The organism is Pyrinomonas methylaliphatogenes (assembly GCF_000820845.2).
Taxonomy (GTDB): domain Bacteria; phylum Acidobacteriota; class Blastocatellia; order Pyrinomonadales; family Pyrinomonadaceae; genus Pyrinomonas; species Pyrinomonas methylaliphatogenes.
Window position 1 is genome coordinate 255881 of the sequence record NZ_CBXV010000001.1, and the last position, 20203, is coordinate 276083.

Sequence of the window (20203 nt, forward strand, 5' to 3'; positions counted from 1 at the left end):
TAGAAGTGAAGATCGCTGGCCGCAGCGATCGAACGCTTTGTGTAACATATAACGCGAGAGAAAAACAACAAGCGAGCGCCCTAAAGATCGCGGGAGACATGTGAGCGTTCGGCTCCGCATCGCCACGGATGAAAACGGTTGGATCCCGCCGGTGGCGGTAGTATCATCATGATGGAGATCTAAACGGCCATGAACGGCGATAGGTCGGCTCTCGTCAATCCGTCAGATCGAATGGGGCAGGTGGTCCTACCGTCTTTGATTGACGGTAAGCCGCAAGAGGTTATCTCATATGGCAAATGCTCTTCGGTCATCGCGTCAATCCATGGCCTTTCATGCGCCGCCTGTCGCCGCTATCTCGAAGAGCTTGCCGCCAGGGCGCGAGAATTCGCCGAATGGGAAGGCAGAGTGGTCATCGTTTCTGCGGAAAGGTCAGGGGGGCTTGAAATCCCGTTCGCCTTGTTGCTCGACTCTGATGGTCAACTCAAACGCGCGGCTCGGATCGGCATCCCTTCCATCTTGATCGTCGATAGGTGGGGAAGCGTCCAGCTTCGTCATGAAGCTAGGGAGGCGCATGACTTTCTCGCGCCGTCGGAGATCGAGGATTGGTTACGCTATCTGGCCATTCAGTGTCCGGAGTGCCAAGGTGAAGTCTTCTGAAATGCGCTGAGATCATGATGAAGAGCGGGGCGGGAAAGATCGCCGTCAAGCGAGTTTATGAGGAGAGCGAGCCAGAGGATGGAGCGCGTTTCCTCGTCGAACGATTGTGGCCCCGTGGGATCAAAAAGGAGTCGCTGCGGATCGATGCTTGGTTGAAGGATGTCGCGCCGAGCGATGAGTTGCGCCGCTGGTTCAAGCATGATCCGGCGAAATGGTCAGAATTCCGGCGACGATACTTCGCGGAATTGGAATCTCACCCGGAAGCGTGGCGGCAGTTGCTGGAGCTCGTCCGGCGCGGAGAGCGCGTAACGCTGCTCTACAGCGCGCGCGACCGCGAGCACAACAACGCCATCGCCCTCAAAGAGTTCCTCGAAGCGAGGTTCAAAAAGTAGGAGCGTGCGTTACAATCTTTGTGCCCGCCAGAACGTCTAGGCGCGGTCTCGGCGAGGGGATTTTTAGTCGGCTGAGGGGTATATTAACGCGGTTTGAGGTAGAATAAATATCGTCTATATCTCTTCGCGCGAGGTGATTTGAAGGCGAGAATGAACTTCGAGCTGACTGAGGATCAGAAACAGATACGGATGAGCGTGCGCGAGTTTGCGGAAGCGGAGATCGCGCCGCGCGCGCGCGAGTGGGATGAAGCGCAGCATTTCCCCATCGAGCTTTTGCCGAAGCTTGCGGAGTTGGGCTTGATGGGCATCATCTTCCCCGAGGATTACGGCGGGGCGGGGCTGGGATACATCGAGTATGCGATAATCATCGAGGAGTTGGGGCGCGTCGATGGTTCGATTGGTCTATCGGTCGCTGCGCACAATTCGCTCTGTTCGAATCACATCTACATGTTCGGCACCGAGGAGCAGAAGAGGAAGTATTTGATCCCGCTCGCGCAAGGTCGGCATCTTGGCGCTTGGGGATTAACCGAGCCGAGCGCGGGATCGGACGCTTCGGGCACGCGCACCGTCGCCGTGCGCAAGGATGGCGGTTGGGTGGTCAACGGTTCGAAGAACTTCATCACACATGCCATTCATGCGGATACTTGTGTGGCGGTCGCTTCCACGGATCGTTCTAAGGGGAGCAAAGGGATCACGGCGTTCATCTTCGAGAAAGGGATGAAAGGTTTTTCGCCATCGAAGAAGGAGAACAAGCTCGGGATGCGCGCTTCGGAGACCGCTGGCGTCGTGTTTGAGGATTGTTTCGTGCCTGATGAGAATCGTTTGGGGGAAGAGGGCATGGGGTTTATCAACGCGATGCAGGTGCTCGACGGCGGGCGCATCTCGATAGCGGCTCTAGCCGTCGGGATCGCGCAAGGGGCTTATGAAGCGGCCATCCGATATGCCAAAGAGCGCGTGCAGTTCGGGCGTCCGATCGCGGAGTTCCAAGCGATCCAATTCAAGCTCGCTGACATGGCGACGGCGATCGAGGCGGCCAGATTGTTGACCTACCGTGCAGCTTATTTGAAGGATCGCGGACAGCCAGTGACCAAACAGGCGTCGATGGCGAAGCTCTTCGCTTCTGAAATGTGCGTGCGCGTTTGCGAAGAGGCGATTCAGATCCATGGCGGATACGGTTACACGAAAGATTATCTGCCGGAAAAATGCTGGCGCGATGCGAAACTCCTTACCATCGGCGAAGGCACGTCTGAGATCCAACGCATCATCATCGCGCGACAGCTTCTCCGCGAGTTGGGCGAATGAGTGAGATGACTTTCATCGAGCGAATCCTTGCCGGTGAGGAGCGGGCCATCGCGCGCGCCATATCAAAGGTCGAAGATGATGCGGAAGGCGCTGCCGATCTGATGAAGGCGCTTTTCCCGCATACCGGCCGTGCGTTCGTCATCGGGATAACGGGCGCTCCCGGGGCGGGCAAATCGTCGCTTGTCGATCGTCTCGCCGCCTTGTACCGCGAGCGCGGCGAGCGCGTCGGAGTCGTCGCCGTCGATCCATCGAGCCCTTTTTCGGGCGGAGCGATCTTGGGCGATCGGATTCGCATGAACCGTTTAGGGCTCGATCCTGGGATCTTCATCCGTTCGATGGCGACTCGCGGCCAGCTCGGCGGACTCGCCCGGGCCACCGTCGATGCCGTCACGATACTGGACGCTGCTGGATTCGGGCGCGTCATCGTCGAAACGGTCGGCGTCGGTCAAGATGAGATAGAGATCGTCAAAGCGGCTGATGTCACTTGCGTCGTGCTCGTGCCTGGGATGGGCGATGATGTGCAAGCGATCAAAGCCGGAATCATGGAGATCGGCGACATCTTCGTCATCAACAAAGCCGATCGGGACGGCGTCCTTCGGACGGAAAAGGAGCTCCAAGCTTTGCTCTCGTTGAGCGCGCGCGAGGATGGATGGCACCCGCCGATCGTCAAAACGGTCGCGACGGAGAACAAAGGAGTGGATGAATTGGCTGCGGCGATCGAAAGGTTCCGCGAGTTCCAGCGAAATGAACGGCGAGGGAATGAGCGTCGGGCGGCGATCGCGCGTTGGCGTATTTTGGATCTGTTGCGCGAACGCCTGCTTGCGCGCGCACTAAACGAGCCGGGAGCGGTCGAGCGTTTGAATGAGTTGGCTGCCGAAGTGGCGGATAAAACGCGCGATCCGTACTCGGCTGTGGACGAGATGATGCGAGATTTGATTTGAGGGGGCGAGGTTCGCATGGAGCTAGAGCATATCGGGATTGCGACGCGAAGCATCGCTGAGACGTTAGCCTTCTGGCGGGATGCGCTCGGGCTAGAGAATCTACAGACCGAAGAGGTCGAAGAACAGCGCGTGCGCGTCGCCATGCTTCCGCTCGGCGGAACGCGCATCGAGCTATTGGAAGCGACTGGACCAGATTCGCCCATCGCTAGATTCATCGAAAGGCGCGGCCCGGGGATTCACCATATCGCCATCCGGGTTTCCGATTTAAGGGCGACGCTTCAACGTTTGAGGGAGAGGGGCGTGCGTTTGATCGATTATGAGCCGCGGCGTGGCGCGGATGGCACCCTGATCGCCTTCATCCATCCTTCCGCGGCTGGTGGCGTCCTTGTGGAGTTGGTCGAACACCAGTCGGATCGGGCCCGAGAAGATTCCGCCGAAGCGCATTTAGATTGAGCGCCGAAACGGTGTTAAGATGAAGGGCTTTTGTTTGAATCGAATCTTGCGGCAATTAGGATAGTTGAGATGGAACAAGAACCGTTGAGCGGAAAGAAGAAGGCCGCGATCGCAGCGATTCTAACGGTCATCGTGGCCTTCGCTTTGATCATTTGGTGGACGCGCACCTGGCGCGTTTCCGCCGCCGAGTTGACGGCTGAGGACATGTCGCTTCTTGCGAGCGACATGCCCGCGCAATTGCGCGTTCAATTGGCCTCGAGCGCGGAGGCGCGCAAGCAGTTCGCCGAAGACTTGAAGCGTTTGTTGGCCGTCGCTCAAGCGGCGCGTGCGGCGGGGATCGACAATCGTCCTGAAATCAAAAAGCAGCTCGAGATCTTGCGCGCCTTCGTCATCGCGCAGGAGTACGAATTCGAGCAGCGCAAGGCGGGGAAATCGCCAGAGGAGATCGTCTCGTCGGCGGAGCTCGATGCTTTTTGGAAAGAACCGGGACAGGATGCGCGCTTCGATCAATTCTTGGCGACGGCGCGCGAGATGGGACTCCCCTTGCCGGTCCACTTGAGCGACGAGCAGCTCAAGGAGTTGAAGCAAGAATGGGGGCGAGCCGAGATCGCGGCGCGCAAGGGGGTGGCTGCTGGTCTAGCGCGCGCGCGGCGCGTGCAATTGCAGATCGAACTGCAAGAAGCGCGCTTGCTCGCCGGTCTCTACTTCAAAGAGTTAGAACCGCGCGCGCGCGCGACCGATCAGGAGATCGACGCTTATCTTGCGCAACATCCGGAGCTCGATCCGAAGCGCGCGCGCGCCAAAGCTGAGGAGGTTCTAAAGCGCGCGCGCGCCGGAGAGGATTTTGCGACTTTGGCCAAAGAGTACTCATCCGATCCGGGGAGCAAGGATCAGGGTGGCGATCTCGGCTGGTTCGGTCGTGGCGTGATGGTAAAACCGTTCGAGGATGCGGCCTTCGCTCTGCAACCCGGACAGATCAGCGATATCGTCGAGACGCCTTACGGTTTCCACATCATCAAAGTCGAAGGGCGGCGGACGCAGAACAAGAATGGTAAGCCGGAAGAGGAGATTCACGCGCGCCACATCCTGATCTCTTCTGGGACCGAGCAGCAATTGAATCCTTTCATGCCGCCGCTTTCGCCGCGCGAGCAAGCGCGCGTCGCTGTCGAACGGGAGAAGCAGCAACGGCTCATCGATGAGATCGTCAAACGTTCGCGCGTGCGCGTGGCGGAGAACTTCAATGTGCCGATGCCGTCACAACCGAATGAAGGAAGACCGGCGGTGCCGTGATTTCGATCGCGCGATGAGGCGGTAGGGAGGGACGGAAAGGCGAAGGTGCGGTTTGGCGATTATCGCATAGAGATAATCAGAGACGCGGAATTCGGTCTGGATGGTGGAGCGATGTTCGGCATCGTGCCGCGCGTCCTTTGGGCGAAGGTCAGCCCGCCCGATGAGCAGAACCGCATTCGACTCGGCCTCAACTGCTTGTTCATCGAAACGGGAACTGAGCGCATCATCATCGAAACAGGGATCGGCGATAAATGGGCTGAGAAGTATCGTCAAATCTATGCGATTCGTCGCACGCGGAGTTTGCCGGAGACGGTTCGAGTTGTGACCGGTTACAGTGCTGAACAGATAACCATCGTCGTCAACACACATCTTCATTTCGATCACGCTGGCGGCAACACGTCGCGCGACGAAGCGGGGCGCGTCGTCCCGACTTTCCCGAACGCGCGCTATCTCGTCTCGCGCGGCGAATATGAGCATGCTGAGGCCCCGACGGAGCGCGATCGCGCAAGCTATATCGCCGACGATTGGCAGGTCTTACGTCGGACGGGGCAACTGGAGTTGATGCCTGCTCATTATGAGGTCGTGCCCGGGTTGCGCATGGAGACGGTTCCCGGGCATAACCGCACGATGCAATGCGCTAGGTTGGAGCAAGGTGGGCAGACGCTCTACTTCTTCGCTGATGTCGTGCCGACGCGCGCCCATGTTCCATACGCTTGGATCATGGGTTATGATCTATTCCCTTTAGAGACGCTCGCGGCGAAGAAACGCTTGCTACCTCAAGCGGTGCGTGAAAACTGGTTGGGCGTTCTCTATCATGATCCCGATATGCCTTTGTGTCGGTTCGTAGAAGAGGGCGGGAAGATCAAGGCGGTGCGGGCCGACGTTTGAGCGATTCGGTGACAATCGTTCGGGAATTTCGCTAGAGGTGAAGAGAGGATGGCGAAAGCTCAGATCGGAATCATCGGCGGCAGCGGGCTCTATCAGATGCCCGAGTTGACAGACGTGGAGGAGGTGAGGGTTGAAACCCCCTTCGGCGATCCTTCGGATGCGTTCATCATCGGAACGCTCGAAGGCGTAAGGGTCGCATTCCTTCCGCGGCATGGGCGCGGGCACCGTATCCTTCCGACGGAGTTGCCGTTTCGCGCGAACATTTACGCATTGAAGCTGTTAGGCGTCGAGCGCATACTTTCCGCTTCGGCGGTCGGCTCATTGCAGGAGCGCTATGCGCCGCTCGATATGGTCATCCCGGACCAGTTCTTCGATCGCACGCGCGCGCGCGCGCGCGAATCGACCTTCTTCGGCGATGGGATCGTCGCGCACATCAGCTTCGCGCACCCGGTCTGCTCAGATCTCGGCGATGTGCTCGAGGAGTCTTGTCGCGCCGTCGGCGTTAACGTGCATCGTGGCGGAACCTATCTTTGCATGGAGGGGCCGGCCTTTTCCACCAAAGCCGAGTCGAACGTCTATCGGGCGTGGGGGATGGATGTGATCGGCATGACCAATCTGCAGGAGGCGAAACTCGCGCGCGAAGCGGAGATCTGTTACGCGACGCTTGCGCTTGTCACCGATTATGACTGCTGGCACGAATCCCATGATGTGGTGACGGTCGAGACGGTCGTTGAGAATTTGAATAAGAACGTGCGCCATGCGCAACTCGTCATGCGCGAGGCGGTCAAGCGTTTACAGGGAAGGCCGCGCGCTTGTGAGTGCGGCTCGGCGTTGAAGAACGCCATCTTCACGGCGCCGGAGCTGTGGCCGGAAGCGACAACCAAGCGGCTCGAAGCGATCATCGGAAAGTACAAGAAGGCCGACTGAGGGGCGGCTTGTATCCGAAACGAGAAGGAGTGGCTGATGGGACTGACGAAGGTGATCTGCGTTTGCCTCTTCGCGCTCGCCTTTTCGCTCGGCGGAATGGCGCAGACCGGCGTGCGTCGTGGACCCGATCCGGCGGTCATCCGTGACCCGGAATTGGAGAAGGAGGCGATGCACAACCTCGAGGTGGCGCGCCACTATTTCAAAATGAAGAAAGCCTATCGTGCTGCGCTATCCCGCGTCGAAGAGATCATCGCCGGATATCCCAACTTCTCGCATTTGGATGAAGCGCTGTACATCGCCGGAATGAGCAGCCTCTATCTGGCCGAGAACAAGGGGAAGCAGTCTCCGCAGATCTCGGCTGATAAGTTGCGTGATGATGCGCGCACCTACTTTACGCGGCTGGTTCGGGAGTTTCCGGATAGCGATTTTCGCAAAGAGGCTGAAGAGCGCTTGCAGAAGCTCGGCGGGCCGAAGCCCGACGCCCAATCGAGCGGCAAAGTTTCGCCATAAGCGCTTCGCGGCGTTTGCGCGAAGGCAGCTATCGAAGGATAATCTCCCGTTGCTCTACTCTCATCGCTTAGGGAGAATCGAAGCAAAGTGTCTCTGCTCGTTGTCGGTTCGATCGCTTTCGATGCCGTCGAGACGCCTTTCGGTAAAAGGGAACGCATGCTCGGCGGATCGGCGACGCATTTCTCGCTCGCCGCCAGTTTCTTCGCGAACGTGCGTATCGTCGGCGTTGTCGGCGGCGATTTCGGGGCGGATAACGTGGCGCTTCTCCAACGTCACGGCGTGGACACGACCGATCTCGAATGCCTTCCTGAAGGAAAGACCTTCTTCTGGCGCGGACGTTACGATTATGATTTGAACACGGCGCACACTTTGGAGACGCAGCTCAACGTCTTCGCCGATTTCAAACCGAAATTGTCGGAAGAGTCCAAGCGCGCGCGGTTCGTCTTCTTGGGGAATATTCAGCCCGATCTGCAATACGAGGTGCGCGAACAGGTGAAAGACGCGCAGTTTGTTGCGCTCGATACGATGAACCTGTGGATCGAAACGGCGCGCCCCTCTCTGATCAGGGCCATCGAGCGAGTTGACGCCGTCATCATCAACGATGCCGAAGCGCGTCAACTGGCCGACGAGCCGAATCTCATCCGCGCCGCGCGCAAGATCCTTTCTTGGGGACCAGCGGCTGTGGTCGTCAAACGAGGCGAATACGGGGCTGCGTTATTCACCTCTGATGCCTATTTTGCGATCCCCGCCTATCCGCTCGAATCGGTCTTCGATCCGACCGGCGCGGGCGACACCTTCGCCGGAGGGTTCATGGGATATTTGGCCAGTTGCGGCGAAGTGGATGAGGCGGCGATGCGGCGGGCCATGATCTTCGGCTCGGTCATGGCTTCGTTCAACGTCGAGGAGTTCGGCACGGAGCGAGTGCAACGCTTGACCTACGCGGAGATCAACGAACGCTTCCGCGAGTTCAAACGGATGACATCTTTCGAGGAGATCCCCTTCGAGCGCGTCGTGAAGGCGCTCGGCCCTTCGGCGATAAAAGTCTGATCGCCATTTGCACGAAACGTCGGCTCCGGGCTAGACTAGCGGACTAAAAACAGAGGCAGGTCATGACCATGTTCTGTCCGGTATGCGAAGCGGAATATGAGCCGGGCATCACACGGTGCCCCGATGATGGCGCGGAGCTCGTCGAGAGGTTGACGCCGGAAGTGACTGCACACGATCACAGCGAAGCCAGATTCGTCCCGTTGCACGCTTTCGGGAATCCGGCGGAAGCCGAGATGGTCGCAGATATCCTGCAGAAGAATGGGATTCGCGCCGTCGTGCAATCGGGCGGCGCCGATGCCTTCGCGCCGCTTCTATCGAGCGCGGCGCTCGGCTCATCCGTCTTGATCGATGAACGCGATCTGGATCGCGCTCGCGAGATCTATCAGGCCTTCTTCGGTGAGGACGAGACGCCGCTGACCGGCTCAGCCGAAGATGGCGAGCGATCTTAGAAGCCGGAGCGCGCTATGGGGAACGAAACGGAGGCCATCGTCGTTCTGATTTCAGCGCCGAATCGCGAGGAAGCCTCGCGATTGGCTGAGATGCTGGTCGGGGCGAGGTTGGCGGCCTGCGTTCAAATCCTGCCGGAAATGGAATCTGTGTACCATTGGAAGGGGACTATACACAGAGATCCGGAGATCCTCCTGTTGGTCAAGACCGCGCGCGCGCGATTCGCCGAACTCGAACGCCAAGTGCGCGCTCTGCATAGCTATGAGACTCCGGAGATCATCGCATTGCCTATCGTCGAATCTTCCGCGCCTTATCTTGCTTGGCTTCTCGAGAACACTCATGGCCTCACTAAAGCCAAGATCGCTCAGGACGAAAGCGAGGCATAGTCGTTCGGCCTCGTATGATCGAGCTCTCTTAAGGAGTTCTGACTCTGCTCGACGATGGCGACCGCTTCGGTTGGGGAATCGGTCACGTGCATCAAGAACAGATCTTCGCGCGAGATGTTCTGCTCGGCTAAAACCGTTTTCTCGAGCCAGTGGCGCAGACCGGCCCAGTACGCTGATCCGAAGAGGATGACGGGGAAGTTCTTGATCTTGCGCGTTTGAATGAGCGTCAGGGCTTCGAACAGCTCATCGAGCGTCCCATAGCCGCCGGGGAAGATGATGAAGGCGGTGCTGTATTTGACGAACATCGTCTTGCGGACGAAGAAGTATTTGAACGTCAGCGAGCGCGTTTGGTAAGGATTGGGCTTCTGCTCGAACGGCAGTTCGATATTGCACCCGATCGAAGTGCCGCCAGCTTCGAACGCGCCGCGATTGGCGGCTTCCATGATGCCTGGCCCGCCGCCTGTGATGACCGTGTAGCCCGCGCGCACGAGGAGCGCTGCTGTCTCCTGCGCCGCGCGGTAGTATTCGCTGTCTGGGCGAGTGCGAGCTGAACCGAAGATGGAGACGCCGCGGGTGACGGTCGCCAGCTCATCGAAGCCGGCGACGAATTCGCCCATGATGCGGAAGACGCGCCACGTATCGGTGTGTGTGAACTCGTCCGGTTTGGGAGTTTCAAGCAGTTGTTCGTCTTGTGTGACGGGGCGCTTTAAATTGTTCTTGCTCCTCGTTTCAGCCATAAGCCCATCTTTCGAAGAGTCGGGATCGGAAAGCCTCCTGGACGAGCTTTCAAAATGCCATGATGTTGTATCCGCAATCGACGTGGATGACTTCGCCGGTGATCCCCGAAGAGAGCGCGCTGCAGAGAAAAAGGGCCGTGTGGGCGACTTCGCGCGCTTCGACGTTTCGCCGCAGCGGGGCGCGCTCGGCATGGTGTTTCAGCATGGTCGTGAGGTTGCCTATCCCGCGCGCGGCGAGCGTTTGGATCGGCCCAGCGCTGATAGCGTTGACGCGAATGTTGCGCTGGCCCAGCTCTGCCGCCAAGTAGCGCGTGCTCGCCTCGAGAGCTGCTTTCGCCACGCCCATTACGTTATAGTGAGGGACGACCTTCTCCGCGCCGTAATAGGTCATCGTGACGATGCTTCCGCCGTCGGTCATCAGCGGGGCGGCGGCGCGCGCCAGTTCCGTCAGCGAATAAGCGCTTATCTCCAGCGCGGTCAAGAAGGCTTCGCGCGAAGTCTGAAGATACTCGCCCTCTAACGCCTCGCGCGGCGCATAAGCGATGCTGTGGATGAGAAAATCGAGCCGCCCGAACTCCTCGCGCACGCGCGCGAAGGTCTGCGCGACCTCTTCGGGTCGCGTCACATCGCACTGCATCGTGATCGAACCGGCGAGCGATTGCGCGAGCTCTTCGACGTTCTCGCGCAGGCGTTCGTTCTGGTAGGTGAGTGCAAGTCGCGCTCCCGCTTCGGCCAAGGCTTGCGCCGTCGCCCAAGCGATCGAACGTTTGTTCGCGACGCCGAAGATGATGCCAAGTTTGTTCCGCAAGTCTATCATAAGCTCTCGCCTCTGGTGGTTTTCTATCCGCGAAAAACGAAGCTACGATCTCAAACGCGCGAATTTCGCCGCCTGCCCTTATAGCGCGATCGATGGGCTTTTCAAGCGTCGATGCTGGCGTTCGCTCCGTTCAGCAATCGTTTATACTCGCCGCTATCGACCCATCTCAAGATTTCAGACACGCGCCAAACGGGGAACGGGTGCGTCAGGCCAGATGAGATGACGTCGGCCCAGAAGCGATCCAGCATATGTTCGTCATAGTTCTTCTGAAAATCGCGCGCTTGATTCAAGAACTCTCGGTAATCGACTTTAGAGGCGAAAGTGCCTCCGCACAGCTTCATCAACGTCCGTCCGACCACGTCAGGGTCTTGAGTGACGAGCAGCGCCGCGCGGTCACACGATAGTTCGGCGCGGCGCGCCCAAGCCAGAAGGGCGGCGCGCATCGTGCCTGACAGGATGGTCGTCGCCGCTTTGGCGATCGGGGCATTGGCGAGCGCGACGTTGGCGAGCGCTTCGAGAAGGCGCGCCGCGGTCAGATAGAGCACGTGTTCGGCATGAATGTGGCCCACTTCGTGGGCGATGACGGCCAGTACCTCTTCGTCCGTCAAGCGTTCGATGAGCGAAGAGTGAAGGACGATGACGGGGCGCTCGACGCCGCCCGTGAAGGCGTTGACCGTCGGATTCTGTTGTACGAAGAGTTCCGGTAGATCGACGCCCAAAGTGGTGCAAGCGACCTGAAGTTTCGCGTACAGGTCTGGACATTGTTTGGGCGTGACGTGGACCGCGCTCGCCATAAAGATCACACGGATGGCCGATTCGCCCGTCACGGCCAAGAACTTCTTCAACGCGGAATCGATGCCCGGAATCGCCCGCAGCGCGGCGAGCGCGCGGCTATCGGCTGGGTGTACATATTCATGTTTGTTCAGCTCGGGGAATTTCTTGTGTGGTCTATCGGATAAGGGAAGGCGGCACCGACCGCAACGGGCTTCGCCAGTCCCTTCGGCGCGCGTTTGATTGAGTTGACCGCAATAGCGGCAGCGTATGGTTCCGTTCCGATCTGGAGCGATGGCCATCTTCTTCTCCGCGCGGAGCCCGCGCAAGATAAAAGTATCGTTGATCTGTGGCGGCGAGAGCAAGCGGCGAAGGCGATCTTCGCCCTTATGATCGTCTTCGCATCGCAACTCTGCTAGAATCCCTTCGCGAAGGTCGAACGGCTGAAAGTGAACGCACGTAATTTAGGTTTCGCGCTCATCGGCTTCGGGCTCGGTCTCTTGTTCGGCTTCCTGCTCGCCAATTCGCTTGGTGTGAGGAACGCTCTCTCGATCGGGCAAACTCCAAATACCGCTCAGGCGCCGAAGGGGAAGTCCGGTGAACTCACCTTGTCGGAAGAGGAGCTACGCCGGGCGATCGCGCGGGCCGACGCTGAACCGCAAGATCTCGAATTGCAAAGGTCTTTGGGGCGCGCTCTTTACCTCTATGCCGCGCAGACCGGCGACCGACAGGCTCTGGCAGCTTCCGTTAGATTGTTGCGCCGCGCCTATGAGATCGGGGCTACTGAGTATGATGATCTGATAGCGCTAGCCAACGCGCTCTTCGAAGAGGGAAGGGCGATGGATCGCTCGCAATTAACGGAAGCGCGCGCCTTTTATCAAAGGGCGTTGGAAAGACGGGCGAACGACGCAGACGCGATCGCGCGCATCGGGTGGACCTTCTATTTCGAGCGCCCGCCAAAACTCGAACAGGCCATACGCGAATTCCGCCGCGCCCTCAGTCTCAATCCCAAACAGGAACTCGCTCTCCACGGATTGACCGTCGCCCTCATCACAGCCGGAGATCTCGACCGCGCGCAGAAAGCGTTGGCCGATCTGGAGCGGGCGAACGAAATCTATCCGGCATTGCCGGATTTGCGTGCTTACCTGGAGCAGAAGAAGAATGCGGGGGCCGCGATCGCAAAGCCGTGAAGCGAGCGCGGCCATAAAGGGTATCTTCCGATGAAAGTTCTCATCATCGCGCTTTTCGTTTTGCTTTTGATCATCTCTCTTTGGCGATTGCGCCCTTACATCATCATCGCGCGCGAGTTCTGGCGCTTCATGCGCGAGATCAAAGACTCGCAGAACGCCGCTCGCGCGCGCTCGTCTGGCACCGAGCGCCTGTTACGTTGTGCCTCTTGCGGCGTTTTGATTCCGGCTTCGCGCGCGCTCGTCGGGCGCGCCTCCTCGGCGATCTTCTGCTCCAGAGAATGCATGGAGAAGAAGGAAGCCCTATAACGTGTGGACCATCGAGCTTCGAGGATCGTTGTGGAGACGGATGCCGCTCATTTGTTAGAGGGCAGAGCGCTTCGTTGTGAGTGCACCCCAAAAGAAAAACAGCGTCGATATCACCAAAGATGCAGGAGCGATGAGCAGCGCGACGGATAGGTGCTCTCGTGCGGGATCGATCCTGAGCCATGCCCCGATCGCGGCCAGTTGCGGAAGGCTGCCGTTCCCGATCAGATCTGATAGCACCCCGACGGCCGCGCGCGAGATCGCGTCGCCGAAAGCGTGAATGGCGACGATGTTAAGCGCGACAGCGGTAGCCCTCTCTTCAGGGGGGACGCACTGTAGAAGTATAGCATTGAGGGGCGCATTGCTGATGAATAGCAGCACGACAGCGATGAATGTGGCTGGGAGATAAACCCTCTGATCGTCGGCTGCTAGCGCGACGAGCGTCGGCGCGATCGCCAGAAGGGTGCTCACTGCGCAGACGCTGAAGTAAGCTTCACTTCTGCGGCGGGGGATGAGATCAGCGAGCCACCCGCCGCCGAACGTGCCGATGGCGCCGCCGATGAGCGTGATGATACCGAGCGTGATCGCCGCGCTCGCTTCGGGCATCCCCTTGTCGCGCGCCAGGAGCACTGTGGCCCAGGTGGCGAAGGCTCCGAGCGCCGCCGTGAGCGCGGTGTAACCGATGGTCGAAAGCAGCCAATCCCGTGTGCTCAGGATGCGTTCTATGGTGGTCCACCAGGAAATCTTCGTCTTCGGGGCGAGCGAATCCGAAAAGCCATCGAGCGCCCCTCTATGCGGTTCGCGGAGATTCCAGATCGAAATGGCCGTGACGATGCCGGGCAGGCCGACGAGCGTGAAGGCTACGCGCCAGCCGAAAAAGTGCGCCAGCACGCCGCCGATCACGAATCCCAAAGAGAAGCCGATGGGGATCGCCGCTTGAAAGATACCCAACGCCGTCGCGCGTCGTCTCGGCGTAAAGTAATCGGCGATAAGGCTCGGCGTGATCGTCGAGTAAGCTGATTCGCCGATGCCAACAAGAGCGCGTATGAAGCAGAGCGCGACCGCTGCGCCCGAAAGGACGGAGCCGAGGACGGGTAAGCGGAATCGAAAGTCCGCGGTCTGTCCGACAAGCTGGGGGATAAGGCCGGTCGCTGCGGTGGCCAAACTCCAGATGAGGGCCGCAACGGTTATGAGGCGTGTGCGGCGGAAGCGATCGCCGAGCAGCCCAAAGATGGGGGCGAAGAAGGTGAACGATAAGAGCAACGCGGCCTCGATATAACCTAGCTCTGAATCGGTCAGATGTAGCGTCTCATCGCGTAACATCAAGGGCGCGACGGCGGGCAGAACCTGTCGATCGATGTAGTTGAGAAGGTTGACGAGGGTGAGGAGCGCGAGCGCATAGAGCGGATAATGCTTCGCGGTCGGCAAAGATTCGAAGAGCTTTTCGATCCACCGCATCTACTGGATCCTCGTCGGTCGATCTGCCTCATCCTCTGAGCAGAGCGAGGATGGTCGGTGCGATATCTGCGAGCGAGCGGACTCGCTCGGCGACCAGTTCGCTTCTCGCCCCCCAAGCGATCGTCGGCACATCGTTGAGCGTATGATTATGCGTGCTCAAGTCTTCGATGTTTCCGTGATCGCTCGTGACGATGACGGTGGTCCGTTTCAAGTCGACCGATTCGATAGTGGCCCGCACGAAACGCGCAAGCTGCCGCAGCGTTCGCCGCGCGCTTTCGCTGTCTTGTGCGTGCCCGATGCGATCAGTCAAAAAATGTTCGTAGAGGGTGAAACGGTGTTCCGCCGCCAAGCGGGCGAGGATCGCCGCCGCTTCTTCGGCTGAACGGATCTCGATCGATTCGCCGCGCGAAAGAAGCTCGGCGTTGGTGAAATCATGAAAAAGGGCGCGCGCTTGTCGCAGATCATCGAGGGTGCGAAAACGAAGTCCGGCTGATTCGACGGCGACGGTCGTCGCCGATACCCAGCGGGGTCGTTCGTTGAAGAAGCGTGGTGTGTAAGCGTTGGCGAAAGTGTTCGGTTCGATGCCAGCGCGCCTCAGTTGGAGGAAGATCGAATGTTCGTTCAGTATCTCGCGCAGAGGTTGATTCGGAAAGCCGTGTTTGTGATAGCCGAGTCTGGCTGGCGCGTTGATGCCCGTCAAGATCGTCGTTTGACCGGAGGCGCTTTGCGGGCGACCGGCGATGCCTAAGCGGGCATCGGTGCGCGCGAGCGTCCCTCCGCCCCAGACTTCGGTCTCTTCGCCATCGAAGACGGCGAGCGGCGCCGCCTCTTCGCCGAGCAGGTGAAGCGGGTTGTGTGCGCCGCGCGTGCCGATGCCTAGACCGTCGATGAAGATCAGAAGGACCGAGGACATCGGACGATTGTGTAACACCGAAGCGGTTTATCGCGCAAGCTACGATCGCCATTTGGGTGATTCGGTCTGGGCCTCATTTCGACCTCGAATTGAACGAGCGTTGGTGATTGTTTTCGGCGATCAGACCGCGTTCGCGGTAAAGGCGGAGCTTGTTATGCAGGGTTTTCAGGCTGATCTGTAGCAGTTCGGCCGTGCGCGTCTTGTTACCCGCGCATTTTTGCAGAGTTCGCAGGATCATCTGCCGTTCGACCTCTTCGAGCGGCGTGCCGATAGGCAACGTGATCGTATCCTCATCTCTCGAGCGCGCCCGCTGGTCCACGGGATAAGGGGCGACGTGGTGGCGCTCGATCTGTTCACCGGAGCAGATGATGACGGCCCTTTCGATCGTGTTCCTCAGCTCGCGCACGTTCCCGGGCCAATTATAAGCTTGCAAGGCTTCGATGGCCGCTTGACTCAGAAAGCGCGCGGGACGATTGTGTTTCGCCGCAAGCTGTGTGACGAGATGTTGGGCGAGGAGCGGGATGTCCTCTTTGCGCTCGCGCAGCGGCGGGAGCGAGATCGTGATAACGTTCAGGCGGTAGAGCAGATCCTCGCGCAGCGTTCCGGCACGCACGGCTTCGACCGGATCCTTATTCGTTGCCGCCAGAACGCGCACGTCGACCGGTATCTCTTGTGAACCGCCGAGACGGCGCACCTTCCGCTCTTCGAGCACGCGCAGCAGTTTCGCTTGAAGCAGGGGCGGCATCTCTGCGATCTCATCGAGCAGCAGAGTGCCTGAATCGGCCAGTTCGAAACAGCCTTGGCGTTTGGCGATCGCACCCGTGAACGCGCCTCGCTCGTGTCCGAAGAGCTCAGATTCCATCAGCGTTTCCGGGATCGCCGAACAGTTGATGGCGATGAATGGCGCGTTGCGGCGCGGGCTGAGCGAGTGGATCGTGCGTGCGACCATCTCTTTGCCCGTCCCCGATTCGCCCGTGATGAGGACGGAGGCCGAAGATGGAGCGACCTGTTCGATGAGCGCGTAGATTTGGCGCATCGCTTCGGACGCGCCGACGAGTTCGCCAAATGCGCCGTGGTCTTGCAATTGGCGCCGCAGCGCTTCGTTCTCACGCCGCGCATAGCCGTATTCGACGGCGCGTTCGATGACTAGACGTAATTTGCGCATGTCGATCGGTTTTTCAAAATAGTGATAGACCCCTTCGTCCTGAATGGCGCGGGCCGCCGATTCGACGGAGCCCGGCGCGGTCAAGACGATGACGACGACGTCGGGGTAGCGCGTTCGGATCTGCTTCAGCAGCGCAAAACCATCCAGTCGGGGAATGGACAGGTCGGTGATGACGACCAACGGGCGAAAGTCTTCGGCGCGACGCAAAGCCGCCAGCCCGTCGCGCTCAACGGCTATCTCGAAGTCCCAAGACCGTAGATACTCGCACAACTGAGCGACGGAATCAAAATCGTCATCGGCGATCAAGATCCTTCCCTTGCTCATAGTCATCGGCAGTTTAGCATATAGCGAAGCGCTGGCGAGTCATCTTTGCCGTTCGAAATAGGCCACGATGGCGCGCACAAGCGCGGCGGTCGTGTACTCTTCGGGCTGGATGTGCGTCTGGAGCCCATATTCTGCCGCGGTCCGCGCGGTGATCTCGCCGATACAGGCGACTGCGACGCCCTCGAGCAGTTTGCTCAAGTCGGTCGTGTCGAAAAGTTGCGCGAAGTTCGTGACGGTCGAAGAGCTCGTGAAGGTGATGCAATCGACCGAACCGCCGATGAGCAGCGCTTCGATGCGCGCTCGGTCGGTCGATTGCGGGCGCACCGTCCGATATGCGGGGACGACATCGGCGCGCGCGCCAGCCTCTTCCAGGGCACGCGGCAAATAGTCGCGCGCGACCGCCGCGCGCGGAAGCAGGAAGACCATGCCGCGCAGGTGGTCGCGTCCCCCGACGGCGGTTTCGATCGCGGCGAAGACGCCTTCCGCGGTGAATCTGTTCGGGATGAGATCGACGCGAACCCCTGCCTCGCGCAGGCTGCTGGCTGTCGCTTCGCCGATGGCACAAACGCGCAGTTCATCCAGCTCGCTCGTATCATGTCCGAGTTCGCGGAAGCGCCGCAAGAAGTATTCGACGCCGTTGACGCTCGTGAAGATCAGCCAGTCGTAGCCGTAGAGGTTATCTATCGCCTCATCGAGCAGATCGTAGCTCTCCGGCGGCACAATCTCGATCATCGGACAATGGATGACTCTCGCGCCGTGGCTTTCGAGCGCGGAAGCGAATTCGCGCGCTTGAGCTTCAGCGCGCGTGACGATGATCGTGCGCCCGGCGAGCGGGCTGGAGGGCGCATCAGCGGTTCGCGCTAGATCGTCTCGTCTCGCTTCCATCGTATGCTAGCCCCTAAAATGAGAGGTCGGTTGCGCTCGCTTCTTTGATCTTCTCAGCCAATCTCTCCCCGATCGCTTCGGCTTGATCGCGCCTGCCCTCTAGCGAAGAGCGAACCACGTGTGCGCCGTCTGCGGAGGCGATCATCCCTTCGATGAGGAGCCTTTCGCCTTCGCAGCGGGCATGGGCGGCAATCGGCAGGCGGCAGCCGCCACCGAGGGCGCGAAGGAAAGCGCGTTCTGCCGCTGTCGCACAGCGCGTCGGCCCGTGATCGAGCGGAGCGAGCAAGCGTTCGAGATCGAGATCGGCGGCGCGGATCTCAACGGCCAACGCGCCTTGTCCAACGGCGGGCAGCATCTCATCCGTAGAGAAGAGCGCGGTGATGCGATGCGCGAGTTGCAGGCGATTCAAGCCCGCCGCTGCCAAGATGATGGCATCGTAACTTTCGTCATCGAGTTTGCGCAAGCGCGTATCGACGTTGCCGCGTATTTCGCGCACCTCTAGATCAGCTCGCATCCGCTTGACTTGGACCAGTCGGCGGAGGCTCGAGGTGCCGATGACCGCCCCCGATCGGAGCGCGCGGAGATGAGCGGTGGCCGAACCATCCGCTTTCGCGCGCGCGATGAGCGCGTCGCGCGGATCCTCACGTTCTAGGATCGCGCCCAACTTCAATCCTCGGGGAAGCGTCGTCGGCAGATCTTTGAGCGAGTGGACGGCCAGATCTATGCGCGCCGCAAGCAGCGCCTCTTCGATCTCCTTGGTAAAAACGCCCTTCCCGCCGATCGCTGAAAGCGAAGCCGTTCGGGCGACATCGCCCAAGGTTTTGATGACTTCGACCTCGAAGGCGATCTCCGGATAGAGTTCGCGCAGTCGCACGCACACCAACTCTGTCTGCGCCAAAGCTAACCGTGAGCCCCTCGATCCGATGCGCAACCGCCGCTTGGTCATGATTCGAAGATCAGCCCGTTTCGGTCGTCCCCTGAAGCTGGCGAAGTTCGACGGCGGGTGCGTCGACGCCTCTTTGCGCGATTCGACACTTCGGTTTGTCGCCTCAATCGTCGAACTCTTTGCCCAGCCCTGAATCTAATTCGAAAATATCTCGCCATGCTTGTACGTTATCGATGTTGCCCGCTTCGTATGAACGGCGCAATCGGTGGATGATCGGATGGGAGATCTTGTTGACCGTCGCCATCAGCATCGTCTCGATCGCCCTCTCTTGCTCGGGCGTGAGATGGCCGAGACGCGGGCGTTGACGGGCGTATTCGTGACGGGCGATTTCGATCAGCTTCTGCTTAAGGGCGCTTACGATCGGGCCGAAATCCATATTGCGCAGTTGCTGCTGGAAGCGCATCACTTCCGCATCGACGATCAACTCCGCCCGTTGCGCCTCACGCTCGCGCTCGCGGATGTTCGACTCGATCACCGCCTCCAGATCGTCTATATCGAAGACGAAGAGGTTGTCGAGTTCGCCGACCTTCGGATCGACGTTACGCGGGACGCTGATGTCGATGAAAAAGGCGGGCTGATGGCGACGCGCAACCAACGCTTGGCGGGCCATCTCGGATGTGATGACGTATCGGTCTGCCCCGGTCGAGCAGATGATGATGTCGGCTTGGGCCAGGTTCTCGACCAGGCGCGCGTAATCGACCGCTTCGCCGCCGAATCTCGTAGCCAACTCCTCCGCCTTCGCGTCCGTCCGATTGGTCACCAGAATGCGCGATGCGCCAGCTTTGACTAGGTACTTGAGCGCGAGTTCGGCCATCTCACCGGCGCCGATCAGCAACACCGTGCGCCCGTCCAGCGATCCGAAGATCTTGCGCCCGAGTTCGACGGCTGTGTAGCTGACGGAGACCGCCGCCGCGCCGATCCCGGTCTCCGTCCGCACGCGTTTGGCCGTGCGGAAGGCGTGATGCAGAAGCCTGTGGAGCACCCGCCCGACCGTACCGGTTTCGACGGCGAGCGCGTAAGCCCTACGCACTTGTCCGAGTATCTGCGGCTCTCCGACGACCATCGAATCGAGCGAGGCGGCGACGCGAAAAACGTGGCGCACGGCTTGCTCGTCGGAGTGGACATAAAGATGGCGATGGAGAAGATCTTGTGGAACTTGACGAGTCTCGCTCAGAAAGTCGCTGATGCGCGCGGCGGTATCGGAGACTTGCCGCCCTTCGGTCGCGGTCAGGATCTCGACGCGATTGCAGGTCGAGAAGATCATCCCTTCGCGTATGGCGTCGCCATCGACCAACTTGCGGAGCGATTCGGCACATGCCTCTTCGGAGAAGGCGAGGCGCTCGCGCACTTCGACTGGCGCTGTGCGATGGTTGAGTCCGACAAGTACGATCGACATAAAGGTGATCAACGCTCCAACTTAACGATCAACTATTTCTCGCGACCATCTACCGAAC

The 20203-nt window shown here is 59.7% G+C and carries 23 protein-coding genes; 14 read left to right on the top strand and 9 right to left on the bottom strand.

The features are described 5' to 3' along the window. Positions 1-189: 189 nt before the first annotated feature. From PYK22_RS00955 to cutA, 12 genes are all read left to right on the top strand, one after another. The gene (locus tag PYK22_RS00955; protein ID WP_041973255.1) at positions 190-657 is read left to right on the top strand and encodes a TlpA family protein disulfide reductase; all 468 of its coding nucleotides are present in this window, start codon (positions 190-192) and stop codon (positions 655-657) included. Positions 658-671: 14 nt separating this feature from the next. Beyond that, positions 672-1049 carry a DUF488 domain-containing protein gene (locus PYK22_RS00960; protein ID WP_211197573.1) on the top strand — a complete coding sequence of 126 codons (378 nt, stop codon included), beginning with the start codon at positions 672-674 and terminating at the stop codon, positions 1047-1049. A gap of 150 nt (positions 1050-1199) precedes the next feature. Continuing rightward, positions 1200-2351, top strand: a complete 1152-nt coding sequence (locus tag PYK22_RS00965; protein ID WP_041973258.1) for an acyl-CoA dehydrogenase — start codon at positions 1200-1202, stop codon at positions 2349-2351. Next, the gene (gene meaB / locus PYK22_RS00970; protein ID WP_211197574.1) at positions 2348-3292 is read left to right on the top strand and encodes a methylmalonyl Co-A mutase-associated GTPase MeaB; all 945 of its coding nucleotides are present in this window, start codon (positions 2348-2350) and stop codon (positions 3290-3292) included. Before PYK22_RS00965 ends, meaB begins: the two co-directional genes overlap by 4 nt. 15 nt (positions 3293-3307) lie before the next feature. After that, positions 3308-3745 carry a methylmalonyl-CoA epimerase gene (mce, locus tag PYK22_RS00975; RefSeq protein WP_041973260.1) on the top strand — a complete coding sequence of 146 codons (438 nt, stop codon included), beginning with the start codon at positions 3308-3310 and terminating at the stop codon, positions 3743-3745. A 69-nt stretch (positions 3746-3814) separates the two neighbouring features. Further along, positions 3815-5035, top strand: a complete 1221-nt coding sequence (locus PYK22_RS17885) for a peptidylprolyl isomerase (protein ID WP_060635188.1) — start codon at positions 3815-3817, stop codon at positions 5033-5035. 45 nt (positions 5036-5080) lie between these two features. Then, on the top strand, positions 5081-5923 hold the full coding sequence (locus tag PYK22_RS00985) for an MBL fold metallo-hydrolase (protein WP_041973264.1): 843 nt from the start codon (positions 5081-5083) through the stop codon (positions 5921-5923). A gap of 48 nt (positions 5924-5971) precedes the next feature. Beyond that, on the top strand, positions 5972-6850 hold the full coding sequence (locus tag PYK22_RS00990) for an S-methyl-5'-thioadenosine phosphorylase (protein WP_041973267.1): 879 nt from the start codon (positions 5972-5974) through the stop codon (positions 6848-6850). A gap of 36 nt (positions 6851-6886) precedes the next feature. After that, a complete protein-coding gene (gene bamD, locus PYK22_RS00995; RefSeq protein WP_041973269.1) occupies positions 6887-7360 on the top strand; it encodes an outer membrane protein assembly factor BamD in 474 nt (157 codons plus the stop codon). A gap of 87 nt (positions 7361-7447) precedes the next feature. Beyond that, positions 7448-8407 carry a PfkB family carbohydrate kinase gene (locus PYK22_RS01000; RefSeq protein WP_041973272.1) on the top strand — a complete coding sequence of 320 codons (960 nt, stop codon included), beginning with the start codon at positions 7448-7450 and terminating at the stop codon, positions 8405-8407. Between the two features lie 68 nt (positions 8408-8475). After that, entirely contained in the window at positions 8476-8856 is a 381-nt protein-coding gene (locus PYK22_RS01005) for a putative signal transducing protein (RefSeq protein WP_041973275.1), read from the top strand. Positions 8857-8871: 15 nt separating this feature from the next. Beyond that, the gene (cutA, locus tag PYK22_RS01010; protein ID WP_041973278.1) at positions 8872-9240 is read left to right on the top strand and encodes a divalent-cation tolerance protein CutA; all 369 of its coding nucleotides are present in this window, start codon (positions 8872-8874) and stop codon (positions 9238-9240) included. On the opposite strand, the gene PYK22_RS01015 is transcribed toward cutA, so the two are convergent. The 3 genes from PYK22_RS01015 to PYK22_RS01025 all read right to left on the bottom strand — a co-directional run bounded on the left by PYK22_RS01015 (position 9219) and on the right by PYK22_RS01025 (position 11867). Further along, complete coding sequence (locus tag PYK22_RS01015) at positions 9219-9977, bottom strand: LOG family protein (RefSeq protein WP_060635189.1); 759 nt, start codon at positions 9975-9977, stop codon at positions 9219-9221. The genes cutA and PYK22_RS01015 overlap by 22 nt on opposite strands. A 49-nt stretch (positions 9978-10026) precedes the next feature. After that, positions 10027-10794 carry an enoyl-ACP reductase FabI gene (locus tag PYK22_RS01020; protein ID WP_041973280.1) on the bottom strand — a complete coding sequence of 256 codons (768 nt, stop codon included), beginning with the start codon at positions 10792-10794 and terminating at the stop codon, positions 10027-10029. Positions 10795-10895: 101 nt separating this feature from the next. Continuing rightward, complete coding sequence (locus PYK22_RS01025) at positions 10896-11867, bottom strand: M48 family metallopeptidase (protein WP_162199763.1); 972 nt, start codon at positions 11865-11867, stop codon at positions 10896-10898. Positions 11868-12014: 147 nt separating this feature from the next. On the opposite strand from PYK22_RS01025, the gene PYK22_RS01030 reads away from it, so the two are divergent. Both PYK22_RS01030 and PYK22_RS01035 read left to right on the top strand, forming a co-directional pair. Further along, positions 12015-12755 (top strand): tetratricopeptide repeat protein, encoded by a 741-nt coding sequence (locus PYK22_RS01030; RefSeq protein WP_041973283.1) that lies wholly within the window; start codon positions 12015-12017, stop codon positions 12753-12755. 30 nt (positions 12756-12785) lie between these two features. Then, positions 12786-13061, top strand: a complete 276-nt coding sequence (locus tag PYK22_RS01035; protein ID WP_041973286.1) for a hypothetical protein — start codon at positions 12786-12788, stop codon at positions 13059-13061. A gap of 54 nt (positions 13062-13115) precedes the next feature. Here the strand turns inward: PYK22_RS01035 and PYK22_RS01040 are convergent, their stop codons facing one another. The 6 genes from PYK22_RS01040 to hemA form a co-directional block, all read right to left on the bottom strand. Next, the gene (locus PYK22_RS01040; RefSeq protein ID WP_041973287.1) at positions 13116-14516 is read right to left on the bottom strand and encodes a spinster family MFS transporter; all 1401 of its coding nucleotides are present in this window, start codon (positions 14514-14516) and stop codon (positions 13116-13118) included. A gap of 28 nt (positions 14517-14544) precedes the next feature. Continuing rightward, positions 14545-15429, bottom strand: coding sequence for an alkaline phosphatase family protein (locus PYK22_RS01045; RefSeq protein ID WP_041973288.1), 885 nt, complete (start codon positions 15427-15429; stop codon positions 14545-14547). A 73-nt stretch (positions 15430-15502) separates the two neighbouring features. Next, positions 15503-16918 (bottom strand): sigma-54-dependent transcriptional regulator, encoded by a 1416-nt coding sequence (locus PYK22_RS01050; RefSeq protein WP_041973289.1) that lies wholly within the window; start codon positions 16916-16918, stop codon positions 15503-15505. 39 nt (positions 16919-16957) lie between these two features. After that, positions 16958-17803, bottom strand: a complete 846-nt coding sequence (locus PYK22_RS01055; protein ID WP_060635191.1) for a uroporphyrinogen-III synthase — start codon at positions 17801-17803, stop codon at positions 16958-16960. A gap of 13 nt (positions 17804-17816) precedes the next feature. Continuing rightward, positions 17817-18749 carry a hydroxymethylbilane synthase gene (gene hemC, locus PYK22_RS01060; RefSeq protein WP_041973290.1) on the bottom strand — a complete coding sequence of 311 codons (933 nt, stop codon included), beginning with the start codon at positions 18747-18749 and terminating at the stop codon, positions 17817-17819. A 103-nt stretch (positions 18750-18852) separates the two neighbouring features. Further along, positions 18853-20145 carry a glutamyl-tRNA reductase gene (gene hemA, locus PYK22_RS01065; protein WP_041973291.1) on the bottom strand — a complete coding sequence of 431 codons (1293 nt, stop codon included), beginning with the start codon at positions 20143-20145 and terminating at the stop codon, positions 18853-18855. Between the last annotated feature and the right edge of the window lie 58 nt (positions 20146-20203).